Source organism: Actinoplanes sp. NPDC051861, from assembly GCF_040681145.1.
Lineage (GTDB): Bacteria > Actinomycetota > Actinomycetes > Mycobacteriales > Micromonosporaceae > Actinoplanes.
In genome coordinates, this window is record NZ_JBFAYE010000010.1 from 122,262 (window position 1) to 142,506 (window position 20,245).

The 20,245-nt window shown below is 71.4% G+C and carries 21 protein-coding genes and 1 riboswitch; of the genes, 12 read left to right on the forward strand and 9 right to left on the reverse strand.

All coding sequences use genetic code 11. From position 1 onward, the window contains the following. Positions 1 to 22 precede the first annotated feature (22 nt). The 6 genes from AB0M02_RS25530 to AB0M02_RS25555 are packed head-to-tail and all read left to right on the forward strand — an operon-like array spanning position 23 to position 4,947. Positions 23 to 1,114 carry an efflux RND transporter periplasmic adaptor subunit gene (locus tag AB0M02_RS25530; protein WP_364230791.1) on the forward strand — a complete coding sequence of 364 codons (1,092 nt, stop codon included), beginning with the start codon at positions 23 to 25 and terminating at the stop codon, positions 1,112 to 1,114. Positions 1,115 to 1,116: 2 nt separating this feature from the next. Then, on the forward strand, positions 1,117 to 1,836 hold the full coding sequence (locus tag AB0M02_RS25535) for an ABC transporter ATP-binding protein (protein WP_364230793.1): 720 nt from the start codon (positions 1,117 to 1,119) through the stop codon (positions 1,834 to 1,836). Beyond that, on the forward strand, positions 1,833 to 3,005 hold the full coding sequence (locus AB0M02_RS25540; protein ID WP_364230795.1) for an ABC transporter permease: 1,173 nt from the start codon (positions 1,833 to 1,835) through the stop codon (positions 3,003 to 3,005). The genes AB0M02_RS25535 and AB0M02_RS25540 overlap by 4 nt, the downstream gene beginning before the upstream one ends. An 8-nt stretch (positions 3,006 to 3,013) precedes the next feature. Next, complete coding sequence (locus tag AB0M02_RS25545) at positions 3,014 to 3,535, forward strand: hypothetical protein (RefSeq protein ID WP_364230797.1); 522 nt, start codon at positions 3,014 to 3,016, stop codon at positions 3,533 to 3,535. Positions 3,536 to 3,568: 33 nt separating this feature from the next. Beyond that, positions 3,569 to 4,372: an NAD(P)-binding domain-containing protein gene (locus AB0M02_RS25550; protein WP_364230799.1), complete on the forward strand. Its 804-nt coding sequence runs from the start codon at positions 3,569 to 3,571 to the stop codon at positions 4,370 to 4,372. Then, positions 4,369 to 4,947: a GNAT family N-acetyltransferase gene (locus tag AB0M02_RS25555; RefSeq protein WP_364230801.1), complete on the forward strand. Its 579-nt coding sequence runs from the start codon at positions 4,369 to 4,371 to the stop codon at positions 4,945 to 4,947. The genes AB0M02_RS25550 and AB0M02_RS25555 overlap by 4 nt, the downstream gene beginning before the upstream one ends. Here the strand turns inward: AB0M02_RS25555 and AB0M02_RS25560 are convergent. From AB0M02_RS25560 to AB0M02_RS25585, 6 genes are all read right to left on the reverse strand, one after another. Then, positions 4,844 to 7,357 carry an MMPL family transporter gene (locus AB0M02_RS25560; protein WP_364230803.1) on the reverse strand — a complete coding sequence of 838 codons (2,514 nt, stop codon included), beginning with the start codon at positions 7,355 to 7,357 and terminating at the stop codon, positions 4,844 to 4,846. The genes AB0M02_RS25555 and AB0M02_RS25560 overlap by 104 nt on opposite strands. Further along, positions 7,354 to 8,046 carry a DUF2993 domain-containing protein gene (locus tag AB0M02_RS25565; RefSeq protein WP_364230805.1) on the reverse strand — a complete coding sequence of 231 codons (693 nt, stop codon included), beginning with the start codon at positions 8,044 to 8,046 and terminating at the stop codon, positions 7,354 to 7,356. Before AB0M02_RS25565 ends, AB0M02_RS25560 begins: the two co-directional genes overlap by 4 nt. A gap of 12 nt (positions 8,047 to 8,058) precedes the next feature. Beyond that, positions 8,059 to 9,471: a HAMP domain-containing sensor histidine kinase gene (locus AB0M02_RS25570; RefSeq protein ID WP_364230807.1), complete on the reverse strand. Its 1,413-nt coding sequence runs from the start codon at positions 9,469 to 9,471 to the stop codon at positions 8,059 to 8,061. Beyond that, the gene (locus tag AB0M02_RS25575) at positions 9,468 to 10,157 is read right to left on the reverse strand and encodes a response regulator transcription factor (protein ID WP_364230808.1); all 690 of its coding nucleotides are present in this window, start codon (positions 10,155 to 10,157) and stop codon (positions 9,468 to 9,470) included. Before AB0M02_RS25575 ends, AB0M02_RS25570 begins: the two co-directional genes overlap by 4 nt. Before the next feature lie 48 nt (positions 10,158 to 10,205). Further along, entirely contained in the window at positions 10,206 to 10,466 is a 261-nt protein-coding gene (locus AB0M02_RS25580; RefSeq protein ID WP_364230809.1) for a DUF3040 domain-containing protein, read from the reverse strand. Between the two features lie 92 nt (positions 10,467 to 10,558). Continuing rightward, a complete protein-coding gene (locus AB0M02_RS25585; RefSeq protein WP_364230811.1) occupies positions 10,559 to 11,650 on the reverse strand; it encodes a M20/M25/M40 family metallo-hydrolase in 1,092 nt (363 codons plus the stop codon). 88 nt (positions 11,651 to 11,738) lie between these two features. Between AB0M02_RS25585 and AB0M02_RS25590 the strand changes: the two genes are divergently transcribed. From AB0M02_RS25590 to AB0M02_RS25605, 4 genes are all read left to right on the forward strand, one after another. Continuing rightward, positions 11,739 to 12,410, forward strand: a complete 672-nt coding sequence (locus AB0M02_RS25590) for a GNAT family N-acetyltransferase (protein WP_364230813.1) — start codon at positions 11,739 to 11,741, stop codon at positions 12,408 to 12,410. Beyond that, positions 12,407 to 13,030 (forward strand): SIS domain-containing protein, encoded by a 624-nt coding sequence (locus AB0M02_RS25595; protein WP_364230814.1) that lies wholly within the window; start codon positions 12,407 to 12,409, stop codon positions 13,028 to 13,030. The genes AB0M02_RS25590 and AB0M02_RS25595 overlap by 4 nt, the downstream gene beginning before the upstream one ends. Next, positions 13,027 to 14,136 (forward strand): o-succinylbenzoate synthase, encoded by a 1,110-nt coding sequence (gene menC, locus AB0M02_RS25600; protein WP_364230815.1) that lies wholly within the window; start codon positions 13,027 to 13,029, stop codon positions 14,134 to 14,136. The genes AB0M02_RS25595 and menC overlap by 4 nt, the downstream gene beginning before the upstream one ends. A 243-nt stretch (positions 14,137 to 14,379) precedes the next feature. Next, positions 14,380 to 14,564, forward strand: a riboswitch (cyclic di-AMP (ydaO/yuaA leader). Between the two features lie 45 nt (positions 14,565 to 14,609). Next, complete coding sequence (locus tag AB0M02_RS25605; RefSeq protein ID WP_364230816.1) at positions 14,610 to 15,122, forward strand: transglycosylase family protein; 513 nt, start codon at positions 14,610 to 14,612, stop codon at positions 15,120 to 15,122. Positions 15,123 to 15,454: 332 nt separating this feature from the next. On the opposite strand, the gene AB0M02_RS25610 is transcribed toward AB0M02_RS25605, so the two are convergent. Further along, complete coding sequence (locus AB0M02_RS25610; protein ID WP_364230817.1) at positions 15,455 to 16,417, reverse strand: aminoglycoside phosphotransferase family protein; 963 nt, start codon at positions 16,415 to 16,417, stop codon at positions 15,455 to 15,457. Then, positions 16,410 to 17,339, reverse strand: coding sequence for an alpha/beta hydrolase (locus AB0M02_RS25615; RefSeq protein ID WP_364230819.1), 930 nt, complete (start codon positions 17,337 to 17,339; stop codon positions 16,410 to 16,412). The genes AB0M02_RS25610 and AB0M02_RS25615 overlap by 8 nt, the downstream gene beginning before the upstream one ends. Positions 17,340 to 17,432: 93 nt before the next feature. Between AB0M02_RS25615 and AB0M02_RS25620 the strand changes: the two genes are divergently transcribed. Both AB0M02_RS25620 and AB0M02_RS25625 read left to right on the forward strand, forming a co-directional pair. After that, entirely contained in the window at positions 17,433 to 17,930 is a 498-nt protein-coding gene (locus AB0M02_RS25620; protein WP_364230821.1) for a SigE family RNA polymerase sigma factor, read from the forward strand. A 2-nt stretch (positions 17,931 to 17,932) separates the two neighbouring features. Then, a complete protein-coding gene (locus tag AB0M02_RS25625; RefSeq protein ID WP_364230823.1) occupies positions 17,933 to 18,877 on the forward strand; it encodes a hypothetical protein in 945 nt (314 codons plus the stop codon). Here AB0M02_RS25625 and AB0M02_RS25630 read toward each other — a convergent pair. Continuing rightward, positions 18,874 to 20,238, reverse strand: a complete 1,365-nt coding sequence (locus tag AB0M02_RS25630; protein WP_364230824.1) for a transaminase — start codon at positions 20,236 to 20,238, stop codon at positions 18,874 to 18,876. The genes AB0M02_RS25625 and AB0M02_RS25630 overlap by 4 nt on opposite strands. Between the last annotated feature and the right edge of the window lie 7 nt (positions 20,239 to 20,245).

A 20,245-nucleotide genomic window follows, 5' to 3' on the forward strand; every position in this document is an offset into this window, starting at 1 on the left:
TCGGACCGGACAGAATGGCGGAGTGATAGCGCTGCGTCGTCCCAGCACGGCGGTGAACGCTCTGCTGGCCCTGTTGATCGTCGGTGCCGGGTTCTGGGGGTACACCCTGCTGCGGGGGAGTGCCTCGGAGGATCGGGCGAGCGCGTCCGTGCGTACGGTCGCGGCCTCGCAGGGAACCGTCACGAAGACCGTGACCGCCGACGGGACCGTGCAGAGCGCGTCCACCGCGACCGCCACGTTCGGCACGTCCGGGACCGTCACCAGCATCAAGGTGAAGGTCGGGGACGAGGTGGCGGCGGGGGCGGTGCTGGCCCGGATCGACCCGAAGGGCGCCAACCGGCAGCTGGATCTGGCCGAGGCGAACCTGGAGGCGGCGTCGGACGCGCTGGACCGGGCTTCGGACGCGGGTACCGGGACTGACGCGGCGAACAACGAGGTCACGCAGGCCGAGCTGGCTGTCGACGACGCCGAGGCGGCGGTGGCCGGGACGCGTCTGACCGCGCCGATGGCCGGCACGGTGGTGGCGGTGAACGGGTCGCTGGGCGGCTCGTCGGCGGCCGCCTCCGACAAATCCGGATTTATTGATATTTCTGATCTCAAGAAGCTGCAGATCAGTGCCGCGTTCTCCGAGGCCGACGCGACCGCGCTGCGCGAGGGCCAGAGTGCGACGGTCAACTGGAACGCGCTCGACGGCGCCGAGACCACCGGTCAGGTGGTGGCCGTCGACCCGACCGCGACCACCGCCGAGGACGTCGTCACCTACGGCGTCACGGTCAGTCTGCCGAACCCGCCCGACGGTGCGAAACCGGGCCAGACCGTCAGCGTCTCGGTGATCACCGGCACCGTCGAGAACGCCGTGAAGGTCTGCTCGGCGGCGGTCACCACTACCGGGAACCGGCACAGCGTCACGGTGCTGAGCAGCACCAACCAGCAGGAGGTGCGGCAGGTTCAGGTGGGGCTGGAGGGCGATGACGCGTACCAGATCACCTCGGGTCTCGCCGCCGGCGAGCGGGTCGTCCTGCCGACCACCGCGGCGACCACGGGCACCACCACCGGCAACCGCGGCGGATTCCCCGGTGTGGGTGGCGGCGGGGCACCACCGGGCGGGCGCTGAGCATGGGGGTCCTCGACGTCCGGTCACTGACCAAGGTGTACGGCGACGGCGACACCACGATCCGCGCCCTCGACGACGTGTCGCTGCGGGTCGAGCGCGGCGAGTACGTGGCGATCATGGGCTCGTCCGGGTCCGGCAAGTCCACGCTCATGAACATCCTGGGCTGTCTGGACGTGCCGAGCAGCGGGACCTACCTGCTGGACGGGGTGGACGTCAGCCGGCTCACCGACTCCCAGCTGGCGCTCGTCCGCAACCGGCTCATCGGGTTCGTCTTCCAGGCGTTCAACCTGATCCCGCGGACGAGCGCGGTGGCCAACGTCGAGCTGCCTCTCGCGTACTCCGGGATGCGCGCCGCCGAACGCCGCCGCCGCGCCATGTTCTCCCTGGACCTGGTCGGCCTCGCCGACCGGGCCGACCACGAGCCCAACCAGCTCTCCGGCGGGCAGCAGCAGCGCGTCGCGGTCGCCCGCGCCCTGGTCACCGAGCCGGCGCTGCTGCTCGCCGACGAGCCCACCGGCAACCTCGACAGCCACGCCACGGAGGAGGTGCTGAGCGTGTTCGACGACCTCAACGCGGCCGGCCGCACCATCGTGCTGATCACCCACGAGGAGGACGTCGGTGCCCGCGCCGACCGGCTGATCAAGCTGTTCGACGGCCGGGTGGTCGGCGACTCGCACCAGCAGCCGGTGGGACGGCACGCGATGGCGGGAGCACACGAGTGAACTTCACCGAGATCGTACGGTTCGCCCTGCGCGGCATCAGCGCCAACAAGCTGCGCTCGGCGCTCACCATGCTCGGCATCCTGATCGGTGTCGCCGCGGTGATCCTGCTGGTCGCCGTCGGCAACGGCTCCGCGCAGGCGGTCAGCAGCCGGATCGAGGCGCTCGGCACCAACACGCTGACCGTGATGAGCACCAGCCGGGGCAGCGGCGGGCTGACCATGAAGGTCGCCGAGGCCCTCGACGACCCGGTCCTCGCGCCGGGCGTGAAGTCGGTGAGCCCGGTCGTGAGCAGCTCGGCGACGCTCGTGTACGAGGGTGCCGAGCACGCGGTCAACTCGTTCGTCGGCACCACTCCCGCCTGGTTTGCCGCCTCGAACACACCGGTCGCCGACGGCGCGGTCTTCTCGGCGGACGACGAGGCGCAGGCCCGGCGGGTCGTGGTGATCGGGCAGACCGTCGCCGAGGAGATGTTCTCCGGCGTGGACCCGGTCGGGCGTCAGGTGACCGTGGGCGGCGCGCTGTTCACGATCGTCGGCGTCCTGGAGGAGAAGAGCTCGACGGGATTCCAGGACTCGAACGACATGGCGGTCGCGCCGATCGGTGCCGTGCGGCAGGTCCTCGCCGGGTACGGCTCGCTCAGCTCGATCCTGGTCGAGGCGCGCGCCCCGGACCAGGTGGACACCGTCCAGTCGCAGGTCAGCACGATCCTCAACACCAGGATGGAGTCCGACTCGTACCGGATCCAGAACGCCTCCCAGCTCCTGGAGACCCAGACCGAGACCGCCGACACGTTCACCACCCTGCTCGGCGCGGTCGCCGCGATCAGCCTGCTCGTCGGTGGCATCGGCATCACCAACATCATGCTGGTGACGGTCACCGAGCGGACCCGCGAGATCGGCATCCGCAAGGCCCTCGGCGCGCCCCGCCGGGTGATCCTGACCCAGTTCCTGATCGAGGCCACCCTGCTCAGCGTCATCGGCGGCGGCCTGGGCGTCGCCGCGGCCATGATCGGCAGCCGCTTCTCGATCGTCGGCGTTCAGCCGGTCATCGTCCCCAGCTCGGTCGTGCTCGCCCTCGGCGTATCCGTGATCATCGGCCTCTTCTTCGGTGGACTGCCCGCCGCCCGTGCCGCCCGCCTGCGCCCCATCGACGCCCTGCGCTACGAGTGAGGAATCCCGTGTCAGCTGCACCCGACCACGACACCGAGATACTGGAACGCACCGATCCGCCACCGCAGCAGCCGCCGCCGTCGGACCTGACCGACGCGATCGCCGCGGCCGCGCCCCGGCGCTGGTGGAACCGGACGACACTCGCACTGCTCGGCGTGGCGCTGCTGATCGGCGGCTTCCTGGGCGGGATGCAGGCACAGGAACGCTGGGGGAAAACCACCACATCCGCCGCTCCGTCCGGCGCGGGCATGCCGGCCGGCGCGGGCATGCCGACCGGCTTTCCGGGCGGCCGGCCCGGTGCCTCGGCGGCACCGGCCGGCACGGTGGGCGAGGTCCGGCTGGTCGACGGGAAGACCCTCTATCTGCAGACGGCGGAGGGCGAGACCATTACCGTACGCACGAACGACGCAACCCTCGTCAAGGTGACCCAGCAGATCGAGCTGTCCGGCCTCGCCGTCGGCCAGAAGGTCACCGTCGAGGGCGCCGCCGACTCGGAGGGCATCGTCAACGCGACCACCGTGACGGGTTGACCTCAAGCCCCGTTGAGGTTCGACGATGGGCGGATGACTTCACAGCAACGTGTGGCCGTTCTCGGCACGGGAGCGATCGGCACCGCCGTCGCGCGCCGGTTCCTCGCCGCCGGCGTGGACACCGTCGTCTGGAACCGGACGCCCTCGCGAGCCGCACCACTGGTCGCCGCCGGCGCGCACCACGCCGCCACGGCCACCGAGGCCGTCTCGTCGAGCACCCTCGCCCTGCTGACCGTGACGGACCACGCCGCAGCAGCCGAGATCCTCACCGGCGTACCCACCGATCCCGGCCAGACCGTGGTCGTGATGTGCACGGGCATCCCCGGCAACCTCCCCCGCCACTTCCTCACGGCCGGCATCCAGGCCTCCCCGGCGGTCATCGGCACCCCGGCGGCCACCTTCGTCTACTCCGGTTCCCGCCCCGCCTACGACCGCGGCCTGCCGCTGTTGCAGCTCCTGGGAACGGCCCGCTTCGCCGGCGAGTCACCCGAGGCCGCCGCGATCTGGGACCTGGCACTGTTCGGCCTCTGGTACGACGCCCACCTCGGCCTCCTCCGCGCCCTGGAGACGATCCGCGCCACCGGTGGCGACCTCACCGCGTTCTCGGAGGCCGCCACCACCCAGCTGGGCCACGTCGTCGCCGGTGTCGCGTCGGCCCTCACCGAACCCGGCCCGGCCACCCTCACCGAGCACCTCACCGTCCTCCGCGAACTGATCACCCTGCGCGCCGGCCACCCCCTCGGCGACGGCGGCCTGACCACGATCGCCGCCCGCCTCGAGTCCCTTCCCCCCGACCTCCTGTCCGGTAAGAACCTGAATGCTTTGATATCTCGATGACCACCCTGGAGACGCCGCGCACGATCCTCCGCCAGTGGCGCGACGACGACCTGGACGCGTTCGCCGCCATCACCGCCGACCCCGAGGTGATGCGCTGGATCGGCCCGGGCACCCCGCTCGACCGCGACGCCACAGCCGCCCGCCTGCGCGTCTGGCAGGACCATTGGGAACGGCACGGCTTCGGCCTTTACGCCCTGGTCCTTCGCGACACCGGTGAGCTGGCCGGCTTCACCGGACTGGCCGTGCCCGAGTTCCTCCCCGAGGTGTTACCCGCCGTGGAGATCGGCTGGCGCCTGGCCCGCCACCAGTGGGGCCGCGGCCTGGCCACCGAGGCGGCCCGCGCCGTGGTCACCCATGCCCGCGACCACCTCGCCCTGGACCGCCTGGTCAGCATCCACCAGGTCGGCAACGACGCCTCGGCCCGCGTGATGCTCAAACTCGGGATGCACCTGGACCGTTCGACCGTCGACCCTACGCACGGCCATCCCCTGCGGGTGTACGCCCTCGACCTGGCACCCACCAGTTCGCCCGGCCGAGCAGCGCCATCGTCGCCGGCACCAGCACACCGCGAATGACCGTCGCGTCGATCGCCACCGCCACGGCCAGCCCGAGACCCATCATCTTGACCACGGGACTCGCGCTGAGCACGAAGCTGGCAAAGACACACACCATGATCAATGCCGCCGACGTGATCACCACCCCGGTCCCGGCCAGCCCCTCCCGCACCGACCGCCGGTTGTCCCCGCTCACCTCCCACGACTCCCGCACCGCTGTCAGCAGAAACACCTCATAATCCATCGACAACCCGAACAACAACGCGAACAGCATCATCGGCACGTAGGACTCGATCGGCACCGGCCCGTCCAGCCCGATCAGCCCCGCACCCCAGCCCCACTGAAACACCGCCGTCAGCACCCCGTAGGCAGCCGCCACCGAGAACAGATTCATCAGAGCGGCCTTGGCGGCCACGACGGGGGCACGGAAGGCGGCCAGCACCAGCAGACCGGCCAGCAGAACCACAAGCCCGATCACGTACGGCATCCGCGCGCCGACCCGCTCGGCGAGCTCCGCCTTCATCGGCACCGGACCGGTCACCGCCACCGCCGTCCCGCCGGCTCGCACCTCCCGCAGCCGGGCGATCGTGCTCGCGGTCCGCTCGTCACCGGGCCCGGTCTCCGGGATCACCCGCATCGAGACAGCCCCGCCGTCCTCGGACAAGCGCGGCGGCCGCATCCGCTCCACACCGGGCACCGCCTCGATGGCGGCCACGAGGGCGGTCACGCGCTCGTCCGGCGGCGCGGAGGTGCCGGCGGACTCACCCGCTGGGGCCGGGCGCGGCGGAAGTGCCGCCGGCGACAACTCGGCGACCACTGTCAGTGGCCCGTTGACCCCCGGCCCGAACTCTTCGGCGAGCACGTCATAACCGGCCCGCGCCTCGGTGCCTGCCGGCCAGTCCCCGGCGTCGGACTGGCCGAGTTCCATCGTGACCACCGGCGCCGCCATGAGCAGAAGCAATGCGGTGGCTGCCACGGCGTAGCGGAGCGGCCGCCGCGTGACCCGATCAGCAAGCCTTCCCCACACCGACCAACTCGCCCTGTCACCACCCACCTCTCCGGCGTCCCACTCGCCACTGTCGCCCGCGCCGATGCACCCATCATCTCCGATTCCGCCGCCGTTGCCCTGAGAGCGTTTGTCCTGGGAGAAGCGCTCCTCGGAGACGTCCGTCTGGGCGGCGTCGGGCTGGGCGGCGCTCGTCTGGGCGGCGCTCGTCTGGAAGACGTCCGTCTGGGCGGCGTCCGGCTGGGCGGCGCTCGTCTGGGAGACGTCCGTCTGGGCGGCGTCCCCCTGGGAGACGCTCGCCAGGGAGACGTCCCCCTGGGAGGTGCTCGCGGAAGCGGCGGGTGAGGGTGTGCGACTCCGGCCGATCCGCAGGGCGTCGACTCGGGGGCCGAGCAGGGCCAGGAGAGCCGGCAGCAGCGTGACGGCGGCCGCCACGGCGACCAGGACCACGAGGGCGGCGGTCCAGGCAAGGGTGCCCAAGATCGGGACACCGGAGACAAACAGGCCTGCCAGCGCGATGATCACGGTGCCGCCGGCGAACGCGACGGCGCTGCCCGAGGAGGCGACCGTGGCGACGATGGCCTCGCTTCGTAGGGAGCCGGTCGGACGGGTGGAGCCGGTGGCGATCAGGGTTCGGTAGCGGGTGACCAGGAACAGCGCGTAGTCGATGCCCACGCCGAGCCCGATCATCGTGGCCACGGTGGTGGCGACGCCGGGCATCGGGGTCAGGTGTCCGGCCAGGCCGATCGCGCCCAGTCCGCAGACCAGTGTGAGCAGCGCGGTCAGCAGCGGGAGGCCGGCCGCGACCAGGCCGCCGAACGCGAGGACCAGCACCACGAGGGCCACGGCGAGACCGAGGGCCTCGCTGCGGCGCGTGTCCGCCTCCGACCGCGCGAGGGTTCCGCCCGGCAGCACCTCGACGCCGGCGGTCGCGGTCTGCTCGGCCGCACTCATCACCTCGGCGATGAGCGCCTGATCCACGTCGCGCGGGCTGATGTCGAACTGCACCGTCAGATAGCCGGTTCGCCCGTCCGCGCTCAGCGACCCCGCCGAGGCCTGCGGCAACGCCACCGACGCGATGTGCTCGATCGCGTCGATGCGGGCGGCGGTGGCGCGCACGGCCGCGTCGTCGAGAGGCCCGGCCGCCGACCGCAGGATCACCGTGCCACTCGCGCCGTCGGTGCCGGGAAAGTACTGTTCGAGAAGGTCCCGGCCGTGCTGGGCGTTGCTGCCCGGCAGTGTGGTGTCGTCGTCGACCGGCCTCCCGAAGGTCACGACGAGCGCCGCCACCGCGACCGTGACCAGCAGCCACGTGACAACGGTCGCCCAGCGGTGCCGCACCGACCGGCGCCCGATCGCGGCGAACGCCCGGTGGACGCGCTCGCGCTGCTGTCCTGAGCTCACCGGGTGAACAGTTCCACTCATGAGGCGTCTCCGCAGCCCCGGTCCCCGCCGCGAGCGGAACCGGGGACTGTCACGTCGCTGCCGGAGACGGTCAGGCGCAGGCCCTCCGCCGCTACGCTGACCCCGTCGTAGTGCAGACCGGACGGAAGCGACGGCAGCGCGAGCGTCCGGGACGGGACCCGATCGCCCAGCCGTTCGGCGGAGAACCGCAGCCCGACCGCCGACAGCTCCACCTCCACCGGCTTGATCACCACGGCCGGGCCGGACAGCGACGGCTCGGCGTGCACCACCACCGGCACCTCCCGGCCGAGCACCGGCGCCACGGTCGGGATCACGAGCCGGCCGTCGGCGCCGGGCGACACATCGACCGGCAGTTGCCCGTACCCCAGAGTGATGTTGATCTGGACCGACGCGGCGGAGGCCGCCCCGCTCGCCGGAAGTCGCACGTCGCTCGCGGTCGCCCGGACCGCCGCGGTCAGCCTGCCTACCGGGACCTGCGGCGCGCTGACCGTGACGCGGTGGAGGCGCCCGCGCGCGAGCTGGGTCAGGAACGGCACGCCGCCGATGGACACGTCCGGCGACGAGGGCAACCCGCCCGCGCACCGCAACCGGTCGGCGAGCCGGTCAGCGGCCGCCGACGCCGCCACCCGGTCGGCCGTGCCCACGGCCACCACCAGGAGAGCCGCCGTGATGATCAAGGATTTTCGCACCCGCCCATGGCATCAGGTGGGCATGACGACCGGTTCCGAGCCGGATGAGAGTCCGATGGGAATCGTGAACCACACCGTCGTGCCGGCCCCGGCCACGGTGTCGACGCCGACCCGGCCGCCGTGCGCGCCCACCGCCGCCGCGACGATCGCCAGGCCCAGCCCCGCACCGCCCGAATGATCGCGGGAGGCGCGCCAGAACCGTTCGAAGGCGTGCACCGCGTCGTCGGCGTTCATGCCCGGCCCCGAGTCCGACACCTCGACCCGCACCTCGGAGGCGGTGGCGAATGCCCGGACGGTGACCGGCGTCAGCGGCGGCGTGTGCGCCCGGACGTTGCCGAGCAGATTCGCCAGGACCTGGCGCAGCGTGCCGGCGTCGGCGACCACGGTCAGCGGGGGAGCGTCGATCGTGATCGGCCGGTCCGGCTCCACCGCCAGTGCGTCCGCGACCGCGTCGTTGATCAGATCCGTCAGCTCGGACTCCGCGCGCTGCGGGGCCGGGTCGGTGTCCAGCCGCGCCAGGTAGAGCAGGTCGTCGACGAGCGTGCCCATCCGCTGCGACTCGTCCTCGAGCCTGCGCAGCACGTCCGGCCGGGAGTGCAGGTCCACCACGCCGGCGCGGATCAGCTGGAGATAGCCGCTGATCGACGTGACCGGCGTACGCAGCTCGTGCGAGGCGTCCGCGACGAACGTCCGCATCCGCTCCTCCGAGGCCGCCCGCCCCGCCATCGCGGTCTGGATCGTGGACAGCATCCGGTCCACCGCGACCGCGAGGCGCCCTACCTCGGTGCGGGCCGCGGGACTGTCCGGCGCGGGTGCCCCGGCCCGGCGGTCCAGGTCACCCGCGGCGATCACGGTCGCGGAACGGGCGATCTCGTCGAGCGGCCGCAGCCGGCGGACCACCAGCCAGCGGGCGAGCAGGGTGAGCAGAATCAGCACCACGGCTGAGGTGATCGCGGCGGTGAGGGCCAGGCGCTCGACGGTGTCGCGTACCGGTGCGAGCGGCAGGCCGACCAGCACCGTGCCGTTGACGACGCCGACAACCCGCACCCGGTAGCGGTCGCCGGCGGCACTGACCACGGTCTGCGGCCCGGTCAGTGCCGGGTCGGCGCGGTCCAGCAGCGGTTCGGCGGGCAGCGGCGCGGCACCCACGAGGCGTGCGGTGTAGCCGTCGGCGCGGCGGAACTCCAGCAGGTATTCGGTCACCGAGACCACCGAGCGCAGCGGCGCGCCCGGTTCGGCCATCGGGGGGAACAGCGCGGCGCGCTGCCGGGCCAGGCTCGCTGCGGCGGCCAGCTGTTCGTCGGTCTTCGCCATGAGGTACGCCCGAAGCGCCACCGCCGCGGTCGACCAGGTGATCGCCAGCGCCGCCGCGGTCAGCGCCGCCACCCCGGCGACCAGCGAGAACCGCAACGGCCGGCCACTCACGGCTGCTCCGCGCGCAGTGCGTAACCGAATCCGCGATGGGTGACGATCAGCGGCGGGCCGAGCCGGTCGAGCTTGCGGCGCAGGTACCCGACGTAGGTGTCGACGACGTTGGAGGCCGAGGGGGAGTCGTACTCCCAGACGGCGGCCAGGATCTGTGCCCGCGACAGCACCCGCCCCGGGTTGGTGAGGAAGTAGCGGAGCAGCTTCAGCTCGGTGGGTGACAGCGGCACCGGCCGCCCGCCCCGGCTCGCGAGCAGGGTCTCCTCGTCGAGTTCGAGGTCGGTGTACCGCAGCACCGGATCGGGTCGCTCCGCCACGCCGCCGCGCACCCGGCGCAGGACCGCCCGCACCCGGGCCAGCAGCACCTCCACGTCGAAGGGCTTGGTCACGTAGTCGTCCCCGCCGAACGCGAGCCCCGACACCTGGTCGGCGCGCCCGTCCCGGGCGGTCAGAAAGATGATGCCCGCACCCAGCCCGCTGTCCCGCAGCCGCCTGCACACCGTCATGCCGTCGCCGTCCGGCAGCATCACGTCGAGCAGCACCAGATCCGGCCGGTGCCGTGCGGCGAGCGCGAGTGCCTCGCCGGCGGTGGCGGCGGTGTGCACGGTGAACCCGTGGAAGCCCAGGACGGTGTCGAGCAGATCGCGAATGTTGGGCTGGTCGTCGACGACGAGAACGCTGGTCATGGCGGTGTCATCGAACCACGCCCGGATGAGAACCCGATGAGAACGCCGTCACCGGGAGCGTCGGCGGCGGCTGATCAGCACTCCCGCGACCGCGAGTGCGAACACGTCCAGCGCGATCACCATCCCGAACCAGCCGGACAGCAGCATCACGAACGGGAAGGCGAGGAAGAGCAGCACGAGGAGCACGGTGATGGTCGGGAACGGCCGTGGGGATTCGGTGCCGCCCATGCGGGCGGCGAAGCCCGGGTCGCCGGCGGTGAGTTGGCGTTCGAGGTCGGCCAGTATGCGGCGCTCTTTATCGTCAAGCATCGATGGACTCCTCGGAGTCTCCGGACCCCGAGCATTACCCGGTTCCCGCGAGGGCCAAACGTCCTGAGCGGCCGGAATTCGCTATCTGAACATCACGCGGCCAAGTCGGTGAGCAAGGCCGCGAGCAGCGCGATGCGCTTGGTGATGCCTTCCGAAGAAACCCATTCCGTACGCGCGTGAGCACCGCCTCCAGCGGGAGCGAGCCCGTCCACGGTGGGCCGCCCGAGCGCACCCGTCGTGTTCGTGTCCGCCGCGCCGTCCGCCGGCCGGCCGTCGATCTGCTGCCCGATGCCCGCGGCGATGGTCCGGATGCGGGACAGAAGTTCCGCCCCCTCGGCGTCCGGCCGCCACGTGGGCCGGTGCGAGAGCAGTGATGTCGAGACGTGTGCTCGTGGCCGTACCGTGGAAAGGTCTTTCAAAGCCCCCAGCACAGCCTGCTCGTCCGCCGGATCGATGAACCGCAGGCCCAGATCGGCGTGTGCCGCGCCCGCCACGACGTTGGTCCGCCCGCCGCCCGCGATGGTCCCGGTGTTGAGCAGCACCGGGCGGCCCGCGACCGCACTCCGGAACCGGACGAGCTGATCGATGAGTTCGTCGATCGCGTTCACGCCGGCGTCCGGGTCGAGTGCCGCGTGCGCCTCGATCCCGGCCACCTCGATCCGCGCCCGCGTGCTGCCTCGCCGCCCCGTCTTCAGGTCACCGCCCGGGTGCGGTGGCTCCAGCCCGAGCACCGCTCGTGCCCGCCCCGCCTCCGCCCGCACGAGCGAACCCGCTGTCGGCGAGCCGATCTCCTCGTCGGCGACCACGATCACGCGTACCTCAGGATGCGGCACGCCCGCGATCCGCCCCGCCGCCGCCAGCAGCGCGACAATCCCGGCCTTCGTGTCGTAGACCCCCGGCCCCCGGATCACGTCACCCTCCACCGACCAGGGCATCCCGGCCAGCGTCCCGACCGGCCACACCGTGTCGTAGTGGGTGAGCAGCAGAATCGGCGCCCCGGCCGTCTCGCGGGCGGGCAGAGTCCAGATCAGGTGATCACCGGTGGGATGCGACTCGCGCTCGGTGCCGAACCCGGCCCGCCCGGCGTCCTCCTCGAGGATCTCGGCGAGGGCGGCGAGCGCTCGCGGATCGCCGGTCGGGGACTCCGCGGCGGTGTACCGGTGCAGCACCTCGATACTCGACATATACGAACGCTAAGTTGGGCCGTTCAGGTTGTCAACGAGCGGTGATACCGTGGCGAGAGCGGTTATACGATTCGTAAAAGGGGCTCCGATGGCTGGCGTGGTGGTGCGCGACCTGGACGGCCTCGCGGAGTGGACCGCGGCGTCCGCGCTCTACCGGTCGGTGTTCGGCTACACGGCTCCCGAGTGGGGACTCAGCCCGCGCCTGCTCGCCGCGCTCGGGGAGAACTCCGGCACCGTGATCGGGGCGTTCGGGCAGGACAGCGAGCTGATCGGCTTCTGCTACGGCTTCTGCGCGGTCGAGGGCGGCGAGATCTACCACTACAGCCAGGCCGCGGTGGTCGCGCCGGGTGCGCAGGGCGGCGGCGTCGGGCGCCTGCTCAAGCGGGCTCAGGCCGAGGCGGCGCGGCGCACGGGGGCGGGGACCATGAGGTGGACCTTCGATCCGTACGCGATTCGCAACGCCCACTTCAACTTCGCCGTGCTCGGAGCGGTCGGCATCCGTTTCCTGCCCGACTTCTACGGTGTGGCGGGGACTGATCGCGTGCTGGTGAGCTGGGATCTGAACAGCGCGTCGTTCTCCCGTACGTCTGAGGTGGGAAGAGTGACCACCCCCGCGGGTGAGTGGATCGCCGCGCCCGGCCCCGCCGACCGCGCCCGGCTGCGTCAGCAGCTCATGGACCACTTCCTGGCCGGCGGCCGGCTGACCGCGGTGACCAAAGTCGGCAGCCAGGCCGTCTACGTCTTCGGGGACCCACGATGACGACCCCTGCCGAGCGATTCGACCGCAACGTCCAGCGCCGCTCGGCCCAGGTGCTCAAACAGCGCGTCCTGGACCAGCAGCGTTCCGCATTCGAGAGAGCCATCTCCTGGGCCGCCGGGCAGGACGCCATCGAGCGCGCGGCGGCCATGATCGTTTCGGCTCGGCGCCGCTACCTTCTGGGGTACGGGAAATCGCACAGCTACGCGTCGCTGCTCGCATCCGACCTGAGCGCCGGACTTTCCGGGGTGCACCTCGTGGACGGTTCCGCACTGCGCGCGCTCGACGTGCTCAGCGACATCCGGCAGGGCGATCTGCTCGTGGCGGTCTCCTTGGAGCGCTACCGCCGGGAAACCGTCGACATCGCGTCGGCCTACGCGCGGCACGGCGGCGAACTCGTGCTGATCACGGATGCGGAGGACGCCCCGTTGTCGGCGGTGGCGACCACCCGGATCGTCATCGGGTCCGACACGGCCTCCTATGCGAACTCGCCCACCTCGGTGGTGCTGGCACTGCACCTGCTCGCGACGCTCACCATCGCCAGTTCGAAAGGGGCGGGCCGCCGGCTGCGCGACCGGGACGCCCTCGCTCGCGAACTGGGTCTCTACACGGAAGAACAATGAGGATCTCAACGGTGGAGCTGCGCCGGGTCCGGCTGCCGCTCGTGCATCAGTTCCGGACCAGCTCGCACGCCAAGCGGGAGCTGGAGCACATTCTCGTGACGCTGACCGCCTCGGACGGGACGGTCGGCTGGGGGGAGATCGCTTCGCCGTCGGGGCCGTTCTACTCGGCGGAGACGGTGGAGAGTTGCTGGGCGGTGTCGCGGTCGTTCCTGGCGCCGCTCGTGCTGGGAGTGTCGTGGGAGCATCCGTCGGAGCTGGCCTCGGCGATGGCGAGGGTGCGGGGCAATCATTTCGCGCGGGCCGGGTTCGACATGGCTGCCTGGGCGATGTGGTCCTCGGACAACAGCTTGCCGCTCGCGTCGGCGCTCGGCGGGACCCGGTCGCGCGTGGCGGCGGGGGTCTCGCTCGGGATCGAGCCGGCGATCGACGATTTGCTGGAGCAGGTGGACGCTCGGGTCAGCGAGGGGTACAAACGGGTCAAACTCAAGATCGCCCCGGGTTGGGACGTCGAGCCGGTCCGTGCCGTTCGGGCCGCCTTCCCCGCCGTGACGCTGCACGTGGACGCCAACGGCATCTACGACATTTCGGAAAAATCGGTCTTTGGGGTGCTTGATCGGCTTGGGCTGACGATGATCGAGCAGCCGTTCGCTCCCCGAGAGCTGGTGGCCCACGCGACCCTGCAGGCTCGCCTGGAAACCCCGCTCTGCCTGGACGAGTCGATCGAGGACATCGGCGATCTGCGGACGGCGCTGCACCTCGGGGCCGGCCGCGTCATCAACATCAAGGTGTCCCGGATGGGCGGCCTCACCCACGCGGTCCGCGCCCACGATCTCGCCCGCGACGCGGGTGTGCCTGTCTGGTGCGGGGGCATGCACGAGTTCGGCGTCGGCCGCGCGGCGAACGTCGCGCTGAGCTCCCTCCCCGGCTTCACGCTGCCCTCCGACGTGTCCGGTTCTGACAAGTACTACGCCCGCGACATCACGACCCGTCCGATCGTCTGCACCGACGGCTTCGTCGCGGTCCCGACGACTGCCGGCCTCGGCTGGGAGCCCGATGTGGACTTCCTGTCCGAACACGTCACCGATCAGGTATCCATCGTCACCTGATCCGCCTTTTTCCGGCCGTCCGTTCATCCCCTCCCAGGTCACGCCTTCCGTGACGACACCCGGTTGACCCCTTTTCCGGAATGCCCGCCATTCCAGGGCGCGAACAAGATCAAATCGGGCAAATACCGTGAAGAACGTCACTATCACGGGTGTAAAACTTGGCTTTCCGCGCCGTGACGTGGTTACCGTCGGCCGGTCCCGCGTTGGCGGGCACTGTGGACGGTCCGCCGAGTCCTGCCGCCGTCCACAGACTCGAATCTCAGGCAGGAGCGGGGGACCCAGGTAATCCGGCGCGTCACGCGAACGCGCCTCGGGGTGAAGCCGCAGAGCATTTTCGACCTGGCCCTCGCCACGGTCGAGGAGCTCCTGAAGACGGCCGGGCCACTCTGTCCGAACCCGACAGCTCACCTCGTAGGCGTGGAGGATCTCCCATGTCTCGATTCGGTAGACGAACGCGCCTTGCCCTCGGTCTGGTGACCGCGGGTGTGACCGGAGCCGGCATCCTGCTCGGCCCCGCCACCCCGGCGTCAGCGGCCCGGCAGGTCAACTGGGACGTGCTCGCCAAGTGCGAGTCCGGCGGCAGATGGCACATCAACACCGGAAACGGGTACTACGGCGGCCTGCAGTTCAGCCGCGGCACGTGGAAGGCGAACGGCGGCGGCAAATACGCGCCGACCGCCGACCGGGCCACCAAGGGCGAGCAGATCAAAATCGCCGAGAAACTGTACGCGAAGCGCGGCCTCAAACCATGGCCCGTGTGCGGCAGGAAGGCCGGGGTCTACAAGAAGGCCACCAAGGCCAAGAAGAAGGTCGCCGTCAAAGCGGTCGGCGGAAAGACCTACGTGATCCGGTCGGGTGACACACTCGCCTCGATCGCCCGGAAGTTCAAGGTCGCGGGCGGCTGGCGCACCCTCTACCGGCTGAACAAGTCCACCCTCGACAGCCCCAGCCTGATCTTCCCGGGTCAGCGCATCCGCCTGCGCTGACCGCACCACCCGATCGCCGGCGCTCCCACCGGCCCGCACTCAGGCCGGTTCGCGGCGCTGGGCACCGGTCTGAGCGCCGGCCGGTTCGACCGCACGACGACGCCGGCCTCCGGAATGGATGCCGGGGTCACGACGCCATGCCCGCCGATGACGCCGGGCATGGCGTCACCAGCAGAGCGCTCCCTGGCACGCGCCGCCCGGCACCCAGCGGGCGGTATTCGACACGCAGCGGGCGGCGCGCGGCACTCAGCGGGCGGTATTCGACACGCAGCGGGCGGCGCGCGGCACTCAGCGGGCGGCACCCAGCGGGCGGCGGGCGGCGCGGGGTTCGGTTACAGGTATCCCGTGAGGTAGGTGAGTGACGCAGCCAGATCGGCGCTCTCGCCGTGTGGGCGGTGCAGCTCGTCGGCGTAGATGGCGATGTCGGCCAGGACCCACCACAGCCGGAAGAAGGCCAGACCGTCGCCGGAGATCTCGCGGCCGGTAAGTGACGTGTAGTGGCCGAGGACGGCGTCGTCGTCGCCGGCCGGCTGGAGGCCGAGCATCGACGCGAAGCCGCCGGTGAGCATCCAGAGGTCGCGTTCGGGTGGTGCGATCCGGGCGGTGTCCCAGTCGATCAGCAGCGGGCCGCCGGCGGTGCGCAGAAGGTTCCCGGGGTGGGGCTCGCCGTGCGTGAGGACCCAGTCGCCCCGGTCGCGAACGTGCGCCGCGAGCGTGTCGAATTCGGCCAGCCACCCGTGGATCCGGTCGGCGTGGCCGGCCAGGACACGCCGCGCGGGCTCGGCGTAGGGACCGGTGCTCCACACCTCACCCGTGTCCCGCAGAACTTCGTTGAGGCGGTCCCGCCCGGGGAGCCGCAGGTCCAGGTGCGGCGCCGGTGCGGTGGTGACGCCGTGCAGGGCGGCGAGCAGCTCGATGGTCCGGTGCCGATCGTCGGGCGCGTGCGGGACGAAATCGCCGGCGGTGCCTTCGGTGAAGGGAAAGACGCTTATTGCGTACGTTGGAAAGAGCCGCCGCAGAATCTCCCCGCCGGACCCGCGCACGGGGGCGAGGACGAAGTCGAGCCCGGATTCGCGCAGCGTGACCGCCGTCAGCAGGGAGCGGCGCAGATCGTCGAGGGAACCGGGACTGTCCGCCTTGACGAACCACCTCGCACCGCCGCTGTCGCGCACCGACCAGCAGTGACTGCCCGCGCCGACCGGCAGGAAGTCGACGCTCGTGGCCTCGATGTCCCAGCCGGCGCGCAGCGTCGCGATCAGATCGGATTCGGTCAGGTCGGGAGGCGGTTCACGCATGCTCGTGAAGCCAGTCGAGTGCCGGTACGGCCTGGCCCGCCAGCACCGAGACGTGGCCCTCGCCCGGGATGATCCGCAGCTCGGCGTCGCGGATCTGACCGGCCAGCCAGATGCTGTGCGAACTCGGCACCACCAGGTCGTCGGCACCGTGCACCAGCAGGACCGGCGCGGCGATCGTCGCCGGGTCGAAACCCCACGGGCCGGCGTTGGCCAGGTCGTCGTCGATCAGCGGCGCGGGACCGTTCGCCATCGCGGGTTCGACGACGCTGCCGAACCAGCCCCACTCGCCGTCGAGGGCGGCCCAGTCGGCGGGTGTGAAATCCGGCCCGCTGTCGCCGGGTGCCTCCGGCTCGTCAGCGGGTGTCTCCGGCCCGGCGGTGGGTGCCTTCGGCCCGGCGGCGGTAGCCTCCGGCCCGGCGGCGTTGGATGCCCGGCCCACGCCGGCGTGGGCCTCTTTGGCCTCGCGGCCGGCGGCGGCCGCACCCAGGGAGGCACGGCTGGCGGGGCCCATCCCGGCGAACCAGTCGAGGCTCGTCGCGGTGAGCGGGGCCAGGCCGGAGATGCTGACGGCCGCGGTGACCCGGTCCGGGAGCAGCGCGGCGCAGGCCAGGGAGTGCGGCCCGCCGCTGGAGTGGCCGAGCACCGCGAACCGCTTCACGCCCAGGGCATCGGCGACGGCCGTGGCGAGCGCGGCGGCGGACGCCATGTCGCGGCCGGGCAGCGGTGACGAGCCGCCGTAACCGGGGCGGTCGTAGGACACGAAGCGGATGCCGAGGCGGGCCGCCGCGGCGAACAGCGGGCGGGGCGGTGAGCCGAGATTCGGCGTTCCGTGATGCCACATCACCACCCGGTCGCCGTCTCCCCAGGAGTAGGCGTGCAGGGTGCGGCCGTCCGGCGTACGCAGATCGGTCTCGGTAATCACCGAACTCACTATTGTCGGCCCGGAAGTTCTTTGCGACCCCACTCCACGGATCCGGCCACCGGAAGCGTTACGAGGGGCGGAAGGGAGCGCCCGGTGACTTTCGAGGAGTTTCTGTCCGCGCGGCTGGCGGCTCTGCTGCGCTATGCCACCGTTCTGGCCTGCGACCCGCACCTCGGCGAGGACATCGTGCAGGAGGTGATGGCGCGGGCGCAGCCACGCTGGACGCGGATCGGCGCCGCGCCGTCACCGGAGGCGTACGTGAAACGCATGATCATCAACGAGCTGGCGTCGTGGCGGCGGCGCCGGGCCTCGTCGGTGGTGCCGCTGTCGATGGCGGCCCTCGACGCGGTCACCGAGCCCGAGGCGGATCCCGGTCCGGCCGTCGACGAACGGGACGCGATGATCCGCAGGCTCGCCGGGCTGCCGGTCAAGCAGCGGATCGTGCTGGCGCTGCGCTTCTACGAAGGGTGCAGCGACGCGGAGATCGCCGGGCTGATCGGATGCCGCGAGGTGACGGTCCGCAGCCACGCGGCGAGAGCCCTGGCGACCCTCCGCAAAGGCGTGCCCACCACCACCCGGATCGGAGGCTGACCGTGGTCGACGACAAGATCTTTGAAGCGTACGAGCGGCTCGCGGCGATGGCACCCGCGCCGGACGGACTCGAGGAGCGGATCGCCGCACGGGCCCGGGCGCACCGTCAGCGGCGGCTGTTGCTGGCCAGTGGAGTCGCCACCGCTGCGGTTGCGGTCGGCGTACCCCTGGCTCTTCGTGATCGGCGCAGTGAGCCGGCGCCGCTGCAGACGACCCCGCCCCCCGCTCAGCCGGTGCAGGTCCTGGCGCCACTGATGTTCACACCGTCGTGGTTCCCGGCGGGGGTGACCGAGCAGTATCGGTCGGCCACCTTCGCCACCGCGACCGGGCCGCTGATGACGATGACGCCCGGCGCGCTGCAGGGGAGCGAGCGGTACTGGCTGCCGCCCGGGGTGCGATACGTGCCGGGGGAGCCGGAACCCGTGGGGGTGCGGATCGCCGTGAGCCCGCGGCCCCGGCTGGACTCCGGTGACCGGATAACCGTCGCCGGCTACCCGGCGAGGCTGCGCCGAGGGGAGACCGTCGCGGTGGAGTGGCGGCCGTGGCACGCCTCCTTCCCCTACGTGATGGTGTCGGTGCGCGGGCTGCCCGACGCCGAGGCCGTCACGCTGCGGATCGCGCGAAGTGTCATGTACACGAGCGCGATGATGACCGTCACGATGCGCTCACCAGCGGTGCCCGCGTCGATCGGCGAGCTGACGACGGCGGCGGTCTGCCCGGCGGCCTCCGGGTGGTACCAGTCGCTGACGCACGTCTCGAAGGACGGCCGCACGTCGCTGGAGATCGTGGGGCAGACAGCGGCGCCGCCCGACGGCGTGCGATTCCTCGTCACGCGGCCGGACGGCGTCAACCTGTACATACGGGACTCGGCACAGCCCGAGGCGCGGCGGATGCTGGAGAGCGTCGAGCTCAGCGAGCCGGACCTGACCTGGGTCGGTGATCGCTAGACCAGTTCGGACAGAGCCTTGTCGAAGATCTCGTGGTGGCGCGCGACGTCGGCGGCCGAGGTCTCCGGGCACATCAGCGCCATGTTGTGGAACGGGGTGAGCAGCACGCCGCGGTTCGCCAGGTAGACGTGCAGGAAGTCCTCGAGTTCGGCGTCCGCGTTCGCCGCCGATTCGGTGCCGTTGCGCGGGGCGGGGCTGACGAACCGGTACTCGACGCGAGCGCCCAGCCGGCTCACGGACCACGGGAGCCCGTACCCTTCAATGATCTTGCTGATGCCATCCGCGAACGTCGACGCTGTCTCGATCATCGCGCCGAACGCGGCCTCGGTGAGAACCTCCTCCAGCGTGGCGCGCGTCGCGGCCATCGACACCGGGTTGCCGGCGAGCGTTCCGCCCACGCCACCCATGTCCACCAGGTCCAGATCATTTCTTGCGCTGAGTGCGCCCACCAGGTCTTCGCTCAAACCGTACGCGCCGACGGGCACACCTCCGCCGATGGCCTTGCCGATCGTCACGACGTCCGGCCGCAGATCCCAGAACGCGGTGGCCCCGCCCGGACCGGCCGAGAACGTGTGCGTCTCGTCGTTGATCAGATAGGTCCCGTACCGGCGGGTCAGCTCGCGTACGCCCTTGAGGTAGCCGTCCTCGGGCAGCACGATGCCGATGTTGGTGAGCGCCGGCTCCATCAGCACCGCCGCCACGTCACCGTGTGCCAGCTCCCGCTCCAGGCCGGCCAGGTCGTTGAACTCGGCGACCCGGCTCGTCATCGTGACGTCCACCGGGGCGCCGACGTTGCCCTCCCGGCTCTGACCGCGCCCGTCCGGCCCGACCACGATCAGCGACTCGTCCACCGAACCGTGGTAGCAGTAGCTGTTCACCAGGATCTTCGACCGGCCGGTGACCGCGCGCAGCAGGCGGATCGCCCACCGGTTCGCGTCGGTGGCGGTCAGCGCGAAACTCCACGCCGGCAGCCCGAAGCGGCGGGCCAGCTCGGCGCCGGCCACCGCGGCGTCCTCGGTCGGCATCATGGTGCTCGCGCCGCCCAGCTCGCCGAGGCGGCGGTTCACCGCGGCGACGACCGGCGCGGGGGAGTGCCCGGCCATGGCGCCCGTGTCACCCAGGCAGAAGTCGATGTACTCGTTGCCGTCGACGTCGGTGATCCGGTTGCCGCGAGCCGTCCTCAGATAAACCGGGAAACCGGCGGCGGTCTTGTTCATCCACGTCATCGGGACGCGGCCGAACAGGTTGTCGGCCCTCGCGTACGCCTGACGCGAACCGGGGTTCCGCTCGGCGAAGGTGGCGCGCTCCCGCTCGGCGAGGGTGCGCAGGCGGGAGCGGTCGATGCCGGATTCCGTCGTCATGGCGGGA